The sequence below is a fragment of the Zhihengliuella sp. genome, from assembly GCF_031178195.1.
GTDB lineage: Bacteria > Actinomycetota > Actinomycetes > Actinomycetales > Micrococcaceae > Zhihengliuella.
Genome location: NZ_JAPSJL010000004.1, coordinates 150,531 through 163,878 on the forward strand (window position 1 = coordinate 150,531; position 13,348 = coordinate 163,878).

11 protein-coding genes are annotated in these 13,348 nt (G+C 71.8%); 6 read left to right on the forward strand and 5 right to left on the reverse strand.

Translation table 11 applies throughout. The annotated features are described in order from the left end of the window. Positions 1 to 66: 66 nt before the first annotated feature. Positions 67 to 1,545: an MFS transporter gene (locus RIN46_RS08025; RefSeq protein WP_309081604.1), complete on the reverse strand. Its 1,479-nt coding sequence runs from the start codon at positions 1,543 to 1,545 to the stop codon at positions 67 to 69. A gap of 226 nt (positions 1,546 to 1,771) precedes the next feature. On the opposite strand from RIN46_RS08025, the gene RIN46_RS08030 reads away from it, so the two are divergent. The 6 genes from RIN46_RS08030 (at position 1,772) to RIN46_RS08055 (ending at position 8,734) form a co-directional block, all read left to right on the forward strand. Continuing rightward, positions 1,772 to 2,926: a histidinol-phosphate transaminase gene (locus tag RIN46_RS08030; RefSeq protein WP_309081605.1), complete on the forward strand. Its 1,155-nt coding sequence runs from the start codon at positions 1,772 to 1,774 to the stop codon at positions 2,924 to 2,926. 150 nt (positions 2,927 to 3,076) lie between these two features. Continuing rightward, the gene (pdhA, locus tag RIN46_RS08035; protein ID WP_309081606.1) at positions 3,077 to 4,258 is read left to right on the forward strand and encodes a pyruvate dehydrogenase (acetyl-transferring) E1 component subunit alpha; all 1,182 of its coding nucleotides are present in this window, start codon (positions 3,077 to 3,079) and stop codon (positions 4,256 to 4,258) included. Further along, positions 4,255 to 5,229: an alpha-ketoacid dehydrogenase subunit beta gene (locus RIN46_RS08040; protein ID WP_309081607.1), complete on the forward strand. Its 975-nt coding sequence runs from the start codon at positions 4,255 to 4,257 to the stop codon at positions 5,227 to 5,229. The genes pdhA and RIN46_RS08040 overlap by 4 nt, the downstream gene beginning before the upstream one ends. A 91-nt stretch (positions 5,230 to 5,320) precedes the next feature. Continuing rightward, on the forward strand, positions 5,321 to 6,973 hold the full coding sequence (locus RIN46_RS08045) for a dihydrolipoamide acetyltransferase family protein (RefSeq protein ID WP_309081608.1): 1,653 nt from the start codon (positions 5,321 to 5,323) through the stop codon (positions 6,971 to 6,973). A gap of 130 nt (positions 6,974 to 7,103) precedes the next feature. Further along, on the forward strand, positions 7,104 to 7,832 hold the full coding sequence (locus RIN46_RS08050) for a hypothetical protein (protein ID WP_309081609.1): 729 nt from the start codon (positions 7,104 to 7,106) through the stop codon (positions 7,830 to 7,832). A 62-nt stretch (positions 7,833 to 7,894) separates the two neighbouring features. Continuing rightward, positions 7,895 to 8,734 (forward strand): hypothetical protein, encoded by an 840-nt coding sequence (locus RIN46_RS08055; RefSeq protein WP_309081610.1) that lies wholly within the window; start codon positions 7,895 to 7,897, stop codon positions 8,732 to 8,734. 144 nt (positions 8,735 to 8,878) lie between these two features. On the opposite strand, the gene RIN46_RS08060 is transcribed toward RIN46_RS08055, so the two are convergent. The 4 genes from RIN46_RS08060 to RIN46_RS08075 form a co-directional block, all read right to left on the reverse strand. Beyond that, positions 8,879 to 11,086, reverse strand: coding sequence for an alpha/beta fold hydrolase (locus RIN46_RS08060; protein WP_375141879.1), 2,208 nt, complete (start codon positions 11,084 to 11,086; stop codon positions 8,879 to 8,881). Between the two features lie 170 nt (positions 11,087 to 11,256). Beyond that, the gene (locus tag RIN46_RS08065; protein WP_309081612.1) at positions 11,257 to 12,255 is read right to left on the reverse strand and encodes an SRPBCC family protein; all 999 of its coding nucleotides are present in this window, start codon (positions 12,253 to 12,255) and stop codon (positions 11,257 to 11,259) included. Positions 12,256 to 12,377: 122 nt separating this feature from the next. Next, positions 12,378 to 12,776 (reverse strand): metalloregulator ArsR/SmtB family transcription factor, encoded by a 399-nt coding sequence (locus RIN46_RS08070; RefSeq protein WP_309081613.1) that lies wholly within the window; start codon positions 12,774 to 12,776, stop codon positions 12,378 to 12,380. Between the two features lie 136 nt (positions 12,777 to 12,912). Further along, positions 12,913 to 13,227, reverse strand: coding sequence for an MmcQ/YjbR family DNA-binding protein (locus RIN46_RS08075; protein ID WP_309081614.1), 315 nt, complete (start codon positions 13,225 to 13,227; stop codon positions 12,913 to 12,915). Positions 13,228 to 13,348: the final 121 nt, after the last annotated feature.

Consider the following 13,348-nt stretch of genomic DNA (forward strand, 5'->3'; position numbering starts at 1 on the left):
GCCCACTGCTGGCCCGTCCGCTGTCGCCCCGCCCCTCGGCGCCGGTCCGTGCGTTCCCCGGCATGGTCAGACGCCCTGCCGTGCGAAGACGGTCCCGGGGCGCAGGTAGCAGAACCACGCGGTGCCCATCATGAGCAGGTACGCGGCTACGAACCCGAGGAATGCGGACGTGTAGGCGCCTGTGGCCGTGGCCGAGTGGCCCAGGGCCTGGGGGATCAGGAAACCGCCGTACGCGCCGATCGCCGAGACGAGTCCGAGCGCGGCCGAGGCCTGGCGCTCCGGCGAGACGGACGCGGCCGCCGCACGGGCGGTCGCCGCGGCGGCCGGGGCCCCGCCGTCGTGCGCGGAGGCCCGTTCCGCCGGGCCGGCCCGCTCCACGGACCGGAGGGAGAACACGGCGGGGATCATCTTGTAGGTGGAGCCGTTGGCGATGCCGCTGGCCGTGAACAGCAGCAGGAACAGGCCCAGGAAGAGCCAGAAGCTGCCCAGCGGCAGGGTCAGGACGACGGCGATGGTGATGGCGGCCATGGCGGCGAAGGCGGCAACCGTGATCCGGGCACCGCCGCCCCGGTCGGCCAGTTTGCCGCCGAGGGGGCGGGTCAGCGAGCCCACCAGTGGGCCGAGGAAGGCCAGCGACAGCGAGGCGCCGAGCACCGCGAAGGAGGAGAACTCCGGGAAGGTGTCCGCGATCAGCTGGGGGAAGACGGCGGAGAACCCGATGAAGGAGCCGAACGTGCCGATGTAGAGGAACGCGATGATCCACAGGTGCTTCTCCCGCAGCGCGGCGAGGGCACCGGAGACGTCGCCGCGGGCGTGGGAGAGGTTGTGCATGTGCTGCCGGGCGCCGAGACCGGCGAAGGCGATGAACGGGACCCAGATCCAGCCGGCCAGCGGCAGGTTCAGGGCTCCGGCGGCGAGGGCGGTCACGGCGATCGGCACCAGCAGCTGCGCGACGGCGGCGCCCAGGTTCCCGCCGGCGGCGTTCAGCCCCAGCGCCCACCCCTTCTCCCGCGCCGGGTAGAAGTAGGTGATGTTGGCCATCGAGGAGGCGAAGTTGCCGCCGCCGAAGCCCGCGCTCGCCGCCAGGGCCACGAGGACCCAGAACGGCGTGGTCGGGTCGGAGACCGCCAGGCCGAGCCCCACGGCGGGGATCAGCAGCAGCAGCGCGGAGACCACGGTCCAGTTCCGGCCGCCGAACCTCGCCACCATGAACGTGTAGGGGATGCGCAGCGTCGCCCCGACCAGCGATGGCATCGAGATGAGCAGGAAGATCTGCCCGGTGGTGAGGTCGAACCCGGCTTGCGGCAGGAACACGGCGACGATCGACCACAGCTGCCAGACCACGAAGCCGAGGAACTCGCAGAGGATGGACCACTTGAGGTTCGTCGCGGCCGTCCGCCGGCCCACGGTCTCCCAGAAGTGCCGGTCCTCGGCGTCCCAGTTCTCCACCCAGCGGCCCGGGCGCATCGCCAGCTCGGCCTCCGGCCGGGCCGGGCCCGTAGGTCGGACCGGGCCGGACTGGCCGGTGCGTTCCGTCGTGCTCATGACTACCTCCGCGTCAGATTGATGGGCACCAGCCTGCACGGGGGACGTTTCGTCTCCGGTTTCCCTCTGTTGCGTCCACTTCAAGGTGATCTCACCGTCGCCGGCACCCTGCGTGAGCCGGCCTCCGTTCCCTTGTCCCGTCAGGGATCCGGCACCGTCGGGCGCGCCGCCGCGGCGCCCGTGGTGGTCATCACAGGTGCCCCGGGGCGGGCGATACCCTGTCTGTATGACTGACGAGAACACCGCGGTCCACCTGGAAGTGGAGCCGCACACGCAGCAGGCTCACGCGGTCCAGCCCCGGCCCGTGCTGAGCCGCCTGCCGAAGTACGCCGCCGGCAGGCCGCCGGCGCCCATCGAGGGCCTGACGTCCTACAAGCTCTCCTCCAACGAGAACCCGCTGCCGCCCATCCCCGCCGTGCTCGACGCCGTGCGCGGCCGGGAGGACCTGTTCCGGTACCCGGACCCGCTGTCCACGCGGCTGCGGGTCGCCCTCGGGCAGTACCTGGACGTCCCGGCGGACGACGTCGTCACCGGGGCCGGCTCCCTCGGCGCGCTGACGCAGATCCTCAACACGTTCGCGGGCCAGAACGAGGACAGCGTGCAGGACGAGGTCGTCTACGCGTGGCGCTCCTTCGAGGCGTACCCGATCGTCGTCGGGACCGCCGGCGCCCGCGCCGTCGAGATCCCGCTCCTGCCGGACGGCCGGCACGACCTCGCGGCGATGGCCGCGGCCGTCAACGAGCGCACCACGATCGTCCTGCTGTGCACCCCGAACAACCCCACCGGGCCCGTCCTGACGACGGCGGAGGTGGAGGAGTTCGTGCAGTCGGTGCCGGACAACGTCATGATCGTGATCGACGAGGCCTACACCGAGTTCATCCGGGACGGCGACGCCGTGAACGGCCTGGAGATGTACCGGAAGTACCCGAACGTGGTCGTCCTGCGGACGTTCTCCAAGGCCCACGGCCTGGCGAACCTCCGCGTCGGCTACTCGGTCTCGCGCCCGGAGATCACCCAGCACCTGCGTGTCATCGCGACCCCGTTCGCCGTCTCCACGCTCGCCGAGGAGGCGGCGCTGGCCTCGCTCGAGAGCATCGACGAGGTCCTGGTCCGCGTCGACTCGCTGGTCGCCGAGCGCGAGCGCGTGGTCGCGGGGCTGCAGGAGATCGGCTGGGAGATCCCGACGACGCAGGCGAACTTCGTATGGCTGAACCTGGGCGAGCACGCCGTCGACTTCGCCGAGTACGCCGGCCGGCACGCCCTGTCCGTCCGCGCCTTCGCGGGCGAGGGGGTCCGGGTCAGCGTCGGCGAGGTGGAGGCGAACACCCGCTTCCTGGACATTTGTAGGAACTATCCAAACGCACCGCGTCTGTCTGCGTAGGACAAATTCCCCGCGAAGCCGGGTCGGCCCAGTAGGCTGGACCCGGACTTCCGCCCCATATGCCTCCTGCGGAATGTATTCCGCGGGAGGCATATTTGGTGGGGCGTCCACGCAAGTTCCGACGTCGACCCATCCCCGAAGGGACCACGCATGGCGAATACCGGTTCCCCCAGCCCGGCCGAGACCGGCGGCACCGCCGTCGCCGAGGACTCGTCCGCGCCCCTGATCCAGCTGCTGGACCCGGACGGCCGGCTGCGCGACGACCCCGTGTTCTCCGCGTACGCGCAGGACGTGGACGCCGAGATGCTCCGCGGGTTCTACCGGGACATCGCGCTCACGCGCCGGTTCGACGCCGAGGCCACCGCCCTCCAGCGCCAGGGCGCGCTGGCGCTCTGGGTTCCCTGCCGCGGGCAGGAGGCCGCCCAGATTGGCTCCGGCCGCGCCACCCGGCCGACCGACTACATCTTCCCGACCTACCGCGAGCACGGCGTCGCCCTGACCCGCGGCGTCGACTTCGCCGAGATGCTGCGGATCTTCCGCGGCGTGTCCAACGGCGGCTGGGATCCGCGGGAGAACCGCTTCCACATGTACACGATGGTGCTGGCCGCCCAGGTCCCGCACGCCACCGGCTACGCGATGGGCGTCGCCCAGGACCAGTCCGACTGGACCGCCGAGCAGCGCGAGCGGGACGGCGAGGCCGTCGTGGCCTACTTCGGCGACGGCGCCTCCTCCGAGGGAGACATCCACGAGTCGATGGTCTTCGCGGCGAGCTTCGACGCCCCCGTGGTCTTCTTCTGCCAGAACAACCAGTGGGCCATCTCCGTCCCGTTCGAGGTCCAGTCGAAGGTGCCGCTCGCCGAGCGGGCCGCCGGCTACGGGTTCCCGGGGGTCCGGGTGGACGGCAACGACATCGTCGCGTGCCTGGCCGTGACCCGCTGGGCGCTCGAGCGCGCCCGCCGCGGCGAGGGCCCTGCCCTGATCGAGGCCGTCACCTACCGCATGAGCGCGCACACGACGGCGGACGACCCCACCAAGTACCGCACCTCGGACCAGGAGCAGTCCTGGGTCCACCGGGACCCGATGACCCGGCTGGAGAAGCACCTGCGGGACACCGGGCAGATCGACGACGCGTTCCTCGCCCAGGTGGAGCGCGACGCCGACGCCCTGGCGGCCGACCTGCGGTCCAAGGCCTTCAGCTTCCCGGACCCCAGCCTCGAGGACTCGTTCAACAACGTCTACGCCGAGTCCCACCCGCTGATCCGCGAGGAGTCGGAGTGGTTCCGTCAGTACGAGTCCGGCTTCGCCGACCACCAGACCGGAGGCAACCGATGACCACCATGACGATCGCCAAGGCCCTCAACTCGGGTCTGCGCAAGCGGCTCGAGGAGGACCCCAAGACGCTCCTCATGGGCGAGGACATCGGGCGCCTCGGCGGCGTCTACCGGATCACGGACGGCCTCCAGAAAGACTTCGGCGCGGACCGGGTCATCGACTCGCCGCTCGCGGAGTCGGGGATCATCGGCACCTCGATCGGGCTGGCGCTGCGCGGCTACCGTCCGGTGGCGGAGATCCAGTTCGACGGCTTCGTCTTCCCCGGCTTCAACCAGATCACCACGCAGCTGGCCAAGATGCGCGCCCGCTCCGAGGGCCGCCTGACGGTCCCCGTGGTCATCCGCATCCCGTACGGCGGCGGCATCGGCTCGATCGAGCACCACTCGGAGTCGCCGGAGGCGCTCTTCGCCCACACCGCGGGCCTGCGCATCATCACCCCGTCCAACGCGCAGGACGCCTACTGGATGATCCAGCAGGCCATCGAGTGCGACGACCCGGTGATCGTGTTCGAGCCCAAGCGCCGCTACTGGCTCAAGGGCGAGGTGGACACCGAGCGGCCCACCCTGGACCCGTTCAGCGCCCAGGTGGTGCGCCCGGGCACCCAGGCCACGATCGTCGCCTACGGCCCGCTCGTCCCCGTCGCCCTGGCCGCGGCGGAGGCCGCCGAGGAGGAGGGCTACAGCGTGGAGGTGGTGGACCTGCGCTCCATCAGCCCCATCGACTTCGACACCGTGGTCGCCTCGGTGGAGAAGACCGGCCGCCTGATCGTCACCCACGAGGCCCCGACCTTCGGCGGCATCGGCGGCGAGATCGCCTCCCGCGTCGCGGAGCGGGCGTTCCTCTCCCTCGAGGCGCCGGTGCTCCGCGTGGGCGGCTTCCACATGCCCTACCCTGTGGCCAAGGTGGAGGAGGACTACCTCCCCAACATCGACAAGCTGCTCGAGGCGCTGGACCGCCTCTTCTCGTACTGACGAAGCCGTCGGCGCGGCCCCCGGGCCGACCGCCGGCGTCGTCATCCGAATCGCTCGATCGCCCCGGCGATCACCAGCCCAAGGAGTCTCGATGAGCACGTTCAACCTTCCCGATGTCGGCGAGGGCCTGACGGAGGCGGAGATCGTCTCCTGGAAGGTCGCGCCCGGAGACATCGTGGCCGTCAACCAGGTCTTCGTGGAGATCGAGACCGCCAAGTCGCTCGTGGAGCTGCCCAGCCCGTTCGCCGGGACGGTCGCCGAGCTGCACGCCGCGGAGGGGGAGACCCTGGAGGTCGGGCAGCCGCTGCTGACCGTCGACGAGGCGGGCGCGCAGCCCGCCGAGGACCTCGAGGACCCCGCCCCGCCGGCGCAGCGGCCGATGCCCGAGGACCCGGCCGCCCAGTCGTGGCTCGGCGAGGTCACCGAGCGCTCGCTCGACGACGAGGGCGAGGAGTACGACGCCGCCACGGACTCCCCGTCCGCCGCGTCGGCGACGCGGGGCGGCGGCGCGCCGGCCGGGACCGCGTCGGCCAGGACCGAGTCCGCGGACGCCACGGCTGGGAACGAGGTCGAGCAGGTCGGCCCGCTCGTGGGCTCCGGCCCCAGGGCCGATCCGGTCAAGCGCCGCACCCGCCTGAACCGGCCCCGCCCGTCGGGGAACGTGCTCGGCAGCCGGATGGGCGAGCGCATGGACGCCGCCCGCGCGGCCGTGTCCCGCGTGGCCGCCCCGCGTACCCAGCGCGGCGCCGGATCGCAGCCGGCCGCCCCCGCGGCCTCCCAGTCGACGGGTTCCGCCGCGGCACAGGGGAGCACCGGCGTCGTGCCCGCGGGCCAGAACCGGACGGCCGGGCTGCTGGGCCGCGTCCTGGCGAAGCCCCCGGTGCGGAAGATCGCCAAGGAGCTCGGCATCGACCTCGCCAAGGTCCCCGCCTCCGGCGGCCACGGCGAGATCACCCGTGAGGACCTGATGTCCTACCAGGCGCAGCGCGAGGCCGAGCAGGCCGCGGCGCCCGCGTTCTGGAGCGCCAAGCAGGGAATGGACGACCGGATCGAGCGCCAGCCCGTCAAGGGGGTGCGAAAGGCGACGGCGAACGCGATGGTGAAGTCCGCCTTCAGCGCCCCCCACGTCTCGATCTTCGTGGACGTCGACGCGACGCGGACCATGGAGTTCGTCCAGCGGCTCAAGAAGAGCAAGGACTTCGAGGGCATCAAGGTGTCCCCGCTGGTCATCCTGGCCAAGGCCGTCATCTGGGCGGCGGCGCGGAACCCCAACGTCAACGCCTCCTGGGTGGAGACGGAGAAGGGCGCGGAGATCCAGGTCAAGCACTTCATGAACCTCGGCATCGCCGCGGCCACCCCGCGCGGCCTGCTGGTGCCGAACATCAAGGACGCGCAGGACCTGAGCCTCAAGGAGCTCGCGGTGGCGCTGAACGATCTCGCCGCGACCGCCCGCGCCGGCCGGACCGCGCCCGCGGACATGCAGGGCGGCACCATGACGGTCACCAACATCGGCGCGCTCGGCATCGACACCGGCACGCCGATCATCAACCCGGGCGAGGTGGCGATCGTCGCGTTCGGCACCATCCGGCAGAAGCCGTGGGTGGTCTCCGGCGAGGTCATCCCGCGCTGGATCACCACGCTCGGCGGGTCCTTCGACCACCGCGTGGTGGACGGGGACCTCTCCGCCCGGTTCATGGCGGACGTCGCCGCGATCATGGAGGAGCCCGCGCTCCTGCTGGATTGACACTCCGCACCGCGGCCGGATGATTCCGGTGCGATAACGCTTCGGTGACGGCTCTGGAGGAGCTCCGGCGCGCGTGCCAGACTGCGCTGAGAGGGCCCCGCGGCCGCAGCGACGCCGAGCGGAGGATGCCATGGCCGGCATCGAGGGAACGACGCACCGCGGGCAGAGCCGTGTCTGGCCGCGCCGTTCCCCGCGGCGCCGTGCTCCCGTGCTGGCGTTCCTGGCCGCCGCACTGGTGGCGGTCGCCTGCGCGGGGCCGGCCCAGCCCGGGGCGACCGAGTCTCAGACGCGCACGACGACGTCGTCCGCCGTCCTGACGAGCCGGGACCTGCCGGATGTCAGCGCCTGGCCGCGCGTCGACCACGGCGTCCTGAGCTTCCCGCACCCGCCCGGCTGGACCGTGGTGGAGCAGCCGGGTGTGCCCGTCGCCGAGCTGCGGGACGGGAACGACGACGCCGTCGCGTACGTCTCCACCCAGCCGTTCACCGCGGACACCGGCGACCTGGTGCGCTACGGGTACGTGCAGGAGGTGCTGCGGCTCGGCGTCGACACGGGGGCCGACGAGGAGCAGGTGCTCCTCGGGTTCGTGGCCGGGCCGAGCGCGGAGCCGGGCGTCGGGCGGGGGCTCGCACTGCGCCTGCTCTCACCGGAGGCGGCGGACCGGCTCGTCGAAACCGGCGAGCAGTCGCTGCGGTTCGACGCGGCCGGCGGCGAGCACGGCGTCTTCTTCAGCTCGGAGGGACTCGTCCGCCTCGGAGGCGAGACGGTGGAGCACCCGGACGACGCGCAGATCGCCGCATTCATCGAGACCGATCGGTTCAGGGAACTCGCCGCCGTGATGGCCGGCGTCCAACCGTGAGAGGAGTCGGAGCCAGAACCACCAGCACGCAGGACAGAGCAAGCAGTGCACAGGAGGTAACCATGCAGACCAGGACGTGGGAGACCAGCAGTAGGCAGACCAGCATCGCGCGGGACAGCGCCTGGCAGGACAAGAGCACACAGGTCAGGACCACCCCGGACCGTGCCGTTCGGCGGGGGTCGCGGCGGGCCCGCGCGGCCGCCGGGGCACTCGCGCTCCTGCTCGCCACCGCGGCATGCGGGGCGGAGGAGCCCGTCGACGGCGGGCCCACCGCATCCGACTCGCTCGCCGCCAGCCCGAGCGACACCCCGGCGAGCGAGGCGCCGGCGGAGTCGACGCCCGCCGAGGAGACCTCGGCTCCGCCGGTCGACACGTCGGACTGGGTCACCGCGGACAACGGGCTGTTCACGTTCCAGCATCCGCGGGACTGGACGTTCGAGCTGGACGAGGAGTCCGTCGGGTACGAGCTGGCCGATCCGCAGGGCGAGACGGTCGCCTATGTCTCGAAGGGGCAGTTCCAGGGCGATTCGGACACCGGCGGCGAGCTGTGGTCGGCGGAGGAACTCGCCCGGGAGCCGCTCTCGACCAACGCCTCGGAGGAGCAGGTCATCCTGACCAGCGTGAAGCAGCGCAGCGACGAGGGCGCGGACGACGCCGAGCGCGAGGTCATGGTGCAGATCCTGGAACCGGGGAACGTCGAGACGGTGCTCGGCGATACCGGCGGTCAGCCCTTCTGGTTCCGCACCGACGACGAGACCGCGGCCGTCTTCATGACGGACGACGACCTGCTGGAGCTCGAGGGTGTCAACGCCCAGACGGACGAACGGCGGATCGCTCAGTTCCTGGACTCGGAGGAGTACCGCACCATTCTCGAGATCATGCGTTCAGTCGAGGTGAAATAAGCGGCAGACGCTGAGGCGAGGAGGCCGCGGAGTGGGCCGGCCCGACGGATGGCGGTCGCCGCCGCCCGCTGACCTCCACCCGCCGGGTGCTCTGAGCCCCCCAACCGCCCAGAGCGCCCGGCCCTGCCGAACCGTCGGTGCGGGCTAGCCCAGCACCTCGGGCAAGTCCGCCGGTTCCTCACCGAGCACGTGCTCGGCCAGATAGCCGAGCACCACCTGGTACCAGACCTTCGCGTGCTGCGGGGTCAGGATCCAGTGGTTCTCGTCCGGGAAGTACAGGAAGCGGTGCGGCGTGGAGCCGTCCTCGGCCTGCGGCAGCCCGGACTTGGAGAGCAGCTCGTACCAGAGCCGCAGCCCCTCGCCGATGGGCACCCGGTAGTCCTTGTCCCCGTGGATGACCAGCATCGGCGTGCGGATCCGGTCCACGTAGCGGTGCGGGGAGTACTTCTCCTGCATCTCCTCGCTCATCTCGCGCGCCCAGTAGTAGGACGCGTCCGTCGTCGGACCGAACCCGTCCAGCGCCCACAGGCTCGCGTGGGTGACGATCGCCTTGAAGCGGTCGGTCTGGCCGGCCACCCAGTTGGACATGTAGCCGCCGAAGGAGCCGCCCATCGCGGCCGTCCGCGTCGCATCGATCTCCTCGCGGGCCTCGACTGCGTCCGTGATCGCCATCAGATCGGTGAACGGCGCGTCGCCCCAGGTGCCCCAGCCGCGGTCGATGAACGACTGCCCGTAGCCCGTGGACAGGGCGGGATCCGGCAGCAGCACGGCGTAGCCCTGCGCCACGGCCACCCAGGGGGTCCAGCGCCAGCTCCACTGGTTCCACGAGGAGACCGGCCCGCCGTGGATCCAGAGCAGCAGCGGCGCCGGGGACTCGGCGGAGGCGCCGTCCGGCAGGGCCAGCCAGCCGCGCACGCGGGTGCCGTCGTCCGCCGTCGTCTCCACCTCGGTCAATCGGCCCGGTAGCTTCGGGCGTTCCACGGGCGAGACCAGGCGGGTCACCGGCACGCACTCGCCGTCGCGGAGGGAGGCCAGGCCCATCAGGTCGAGCCGCACCGGTTCGGCCGGGTACTCGTAGCTGGCACGCAACGCGTAGGCGGCGGAGCCGTCCGGGGACACCACCACGTCGGAGAACGCGCCCTCGTCGGTCAGCCGGACCGCCCGGCCCGTGCCGGCGTCCAGGTGGAACACCGGGCTCCGGCCGTCCTCGTCCGCGGTGACCAGCAGGCCGCTGCCGTTCGGCAGCCAGACGGCGCCCGTGGCCCAGCGGTCCCATCCGGAGGCCAGGTCGCGCTGCTCGCCCGAGTCCAGGTCCAGCAGGCGCAGCTCGGGCCGCGCGGACCGTTCCGGCGTGGAGCGGATCCAGCGCACGAAGAGCAGCTGCCGGCTGTCGGGGCCGATGCGCACCGGCTCGTACTCGTACTCCGCGTCCGACGCGAGCAGCGTGGTCCGCTCACCGGTCGCGAGGTCCACGCGCACGACGTCGGTGCGCTGGCTCCCGAGGCCCTCCGGCACCATCCAGGCGGAGACGAGGAATGTGCCGTCCGGCGCCAGGTCCCACGGCGCCTCGACCAGGTGCCGTCCGGCGTCCGGGGTGAGGTCGCGGAGCTCGGCGCGCTCGTCGGCCTGCGCGTCGTCGGCATGCTCGGCCGCGTAGAGGCGCGGCGCGTCCGGGCCGAGGTCGTGGTCCCAGAAGCGGACCGGGTAGCCGTCGTGCAGGATCGCGTTGACCTTGCGGTCCTTGCGCTGCTTGCGGCCCTCCTTCTCGGCGTCCAGGTCGGTGGCGCGGGGCAGGGCGGACGCCTGCACGACGACGGTGCTCGCCGGGCCCTCGGCCGTCGAGGCCCTGCCCCCGGCCGTTCCCTGGACGGCATTGGTCAGGACCGCGCCGATGCCGCCCGGGTGCTCGGCCACCCTGTAGGCCTCGCCGCCCCAGGCGGGCAGGCGCCACAGTGCGGGCGCGTCGTCGTCCTCCCCCTGGGGGCGCGAGGCCACGAACAGCAGGTCGCCCTCCAGGGTGAAGCGGGCCTGCGACTCGCCGCGGTTGTCCTTCACGTGCTGCGCGCCGCGGGTCAGGCGGCGGGCCGGCCGCTGGCCGTCGGGGTCGATCTCCCAGAGGCCGGTCACGTACCGGGTGGACTCGGCGTCGAGCTCGCTGACGCCGGTGACGAGCCGCCGGCCGTCGGGGGAGAGGGCCAGTCCACCGAGCCGGCGGAGCCCGATGAATCGGTCGAGGTCGTCGAACGGCGTCGCCGGCGCCGAGGCGTCTCCCGGGTGGGAGGAGGCGTGTCCGGAGGCGCCGCCGTCGGACGATTTCTGAAACAAGTCTTGAGTGTGTGCCACGCGACACATCCTGTCACTCCCGGCGCGCACTTTCCAGAGGGGCGGCGATTTTGACCGGCGGGGGTGCCTGCACGACGGCGGCCCGCGACATCCCCGCTCGGGATCCGCGGGCCGCCGTTGCGGCCCTGCCGCTGCACCTGCCGCTGTACCTGCCGGCGGCAGTGCCGCGAGCGCTGAGCTCAGGCGGCGAGCACCGCGGACTCCAGTCGCGCGTAGCTGCTCTCCATGCCGTCCACCATGCCGGTGGCGACCGCCGCCTCCCGCGACTCGCGGTCCGGGTAGACGATCACCAGCGTGAGCAGGGTGCCGTCCTCCACGGGCGTCAGCGTCATCTCGTTCCGGGTGACGGCGTCCATCTGCACGGACTCCGGGAGCCCCTCGGCGCCCACCATCTGCTCCGTGCTGACCAGCCGGTACGGCGCGTGGGCCTCCAGCACCTCGCCGGCGAAGCCGAAGCGCTGGGCACCGTCGTCGGAAGCCCACTCGTAGCGGTAGGAGCCGCCGGGCTCCACGCTCGTCTCGCAGACGGGCATGGTCCAGCCGTCCGGGCCGAGCATCCAGCGCGAGACCAGGGCCGGATCCTCGTGCGCGCGCCAGACCTGCTCCACGTCGCCCCGGATCACACGGGTGACGCGCAGTCGGGTGTCGTCGAGCGTCTCCGCGGCCGTGACGCCGCCGGCGGCGAAGGCCCTCAGGTCGGCGACGACGTCGTCGATCTGGCCCATGGCCTGCCGCATGCCCTCCTCCATGCCCATGGCGCTGAGCTGCTCCAGCTCGGCGGCAGAGGCGAAGTAGGACGTGGCGATCATGCGCGACCCGGTCTCCGTGGGCTCGAAGGAGAACTCCATCCGGATCTGCGGCATGTCCCGGTTCGGCTCGCCGTCGTCGCCCAGGAATCCGTCCAGGACGGAGAACGACGACGGCGCCTCCACGCTCAGCCACTCCCAGTAGCCGCCGGGGGTGTCGCCCTCGGGGCCGGTCATGAAGTACGTGGTCAGGCCGCCGGGGTAGGCATCGTGGCGGGTGAAGGTGGCCGGATAGCTGGGCGGTCCCCAGAACTTCTCCAGCTGGCGTGGGTCCATGTACGCGTCCCAGAGGCGGCGCACCGGGACGGGGAATTCGGCCGTCACCGTGAGGGTGAGGGCGTCGGTGTCCTTGTCGACTGTGGTGATGGGCATGGTTCTGACCTTCCTGGGTGGGGCGGTGCGTTCGGCGGGGCGGGATCGGTGGGGCCGGTCCTGCGGGTCGGTCCGCGCCGCCGTCGTGCGGTGGGTGGGTGGCGGCCGGATGTGCCTAACGGTTATCCGGTGGTGGGCGAGTCCTCGGCGAAGAGGGCGTCCATGCGGCCGATCCGGCCGCGCCAGATCTCCTCGAACCCGCGGAGGAGATCCTGGATGCGTTCGATGCGTTCGGGGACGCCACGGACGATCCGTTCGCGTCCGCGGGACTCCTTCACGACGAGTCCTGCGGCTTCGAGTGCCGTGACGTGTTTCTGGACGGCGGCGAAACTCATGTCGTAGTCGCCGGCGAGCTCGGAGATCGTGGCCTCCGAGGTCAGCGTGCGGCGGACGATGTCCCGCCGGGTGGCGTCGGCCAGGGCCCGGAAGAGGCGGTCGACCTCGGCATCGGTGAGCTCGGCCGTGCTCGGCGCGCCGGTGCCCGGCTCGGCGGTGGTGCGTGCCTGGTGCCCGATGATCATGGCTTCTCCCGCTGCTCTCGTGTCGGCGGTCCGCTGGTTCGCGGCGCCTCGTCGGTTGATATGCAACCAACTGGTTGTATGTTAGGCACGTCACGAAATCCTGCGCAAGGGGTTCCCGGAAGAATTCTCAACCGAATCAGCGGTGGCGCCGAGCGGCCCAGGCCTCCTGCAGGAGTTCGGAGAGCTCGGCCTCGTCGACGTGGTCGAGACGGGCCAGAACGCTGGCGTGCCCGGCGTAGTGATCGGTGGTGAAGTACTTCTCCGGCGCGCTCTGCAGCAGAGCCTCGCGCTCGCCGAGATCGCGGACCCAGCAGACCAGCACGCCGGGCTCCTCATGCAAGCGGGCGAAGGGTCTGCCGCCCACGTAGAACGCCGGCATCCCGTACGAGGGTTTCTCCGTGACGCCGGGCAGGGCCACGGCCAGCCGCCGGACGTCGTCGTCGGTGCTCATGGTGGCCCCCGGTGCTCTGCGATGTGATCGTTCCCGGGCCGATCCGCCCGTGGCCCCGACGCTACTCGCGACGCCGACGACAGGGAACGGTGGGAGGGTCGCACATTCTCCTAGGGGCTCG

Excerpts from the sequence above, each read along its gene's own strand:
- RIN46_RS08050 (WP_309081609.1), top strand. The coding sequence starts at position 7,104 with ATGGCCGGCATCGAGGGAACGACGCACCGCGGGCAGAGCCGTGTCTGG.
- RIN46_RS08070 (WP_309081613.1), bottom strand. The coding sequence starts at position 12,776 with ATGATCATCGGGCACCAGGCACGCACCACCGCCGAGCCGGGCACCGGC.
- RIN46_RS08060 (WP_375141879.1), bottom strand. The coding sequence starts at position 11,086 with ATGTGTCGCGTGGCACACACTCAAGACTTGTTTCAGAAATCGTCCGAC.
- RIN46_RS08075 (WP_309081614.1), bottom strand. The coding sequence starts at position 13,227 with ATGAGCACCGACGACGACGTCCGGCGGCTGGCCGTGGCCCTGCCCGGC.
- pdhA (WP_309081606.1), top strand. The coding sequence starts at position 3,077 with ATGGCGAATACCGGTTCCCCCAGCCCGGCCGAGACCGGCGGCACCGCC.
- RIN46_RS08065 (WP_309081612.1), bottom strand. The coding sequence starts at position 12,255 with ATGCCCATCACCACAGTCGACAAGGACACCGACGCCCTCACCCTCACG.
- RIN46_RS08045 (WP_309081608.1), top strand. The coding sequence starts at position 5,321 with ATGAGCACGTTCAACCTTCCCGATGTCGGCGAGGGCCTGACGGAGGCG.
- RIN46_RS08055 (WP_309081610.1), top strand. The coding sequence starts at position 7,895 with ATGCAGACCAGGACGTGGGAGACCAGCAGTAGGCAGACCAGCATCGCG.
- RIN46_RS08025 (WP_309081604.1), bottom strand. The coding sequence starts at position 1,545 with ATGAGCACGACGGAACGCACCGGCCAGTCCGGCCCGGTCCGACCTACG.
- RIN46_RS08030 (WP_309081605.1), top strand. The coding sequence starts at position 1,772 with ATGACTGACGAGAACACCGCGGTCCACCTGGAAGTGGAGCCGCACACG.
- RIN46_RS08040 (WP_309081607.1), top strand. The coding sequence starts at position 4,255 with ATGACCACCATGACGATCGCCAAGGCCCTCAACTCGGGTCTGCGCAAG.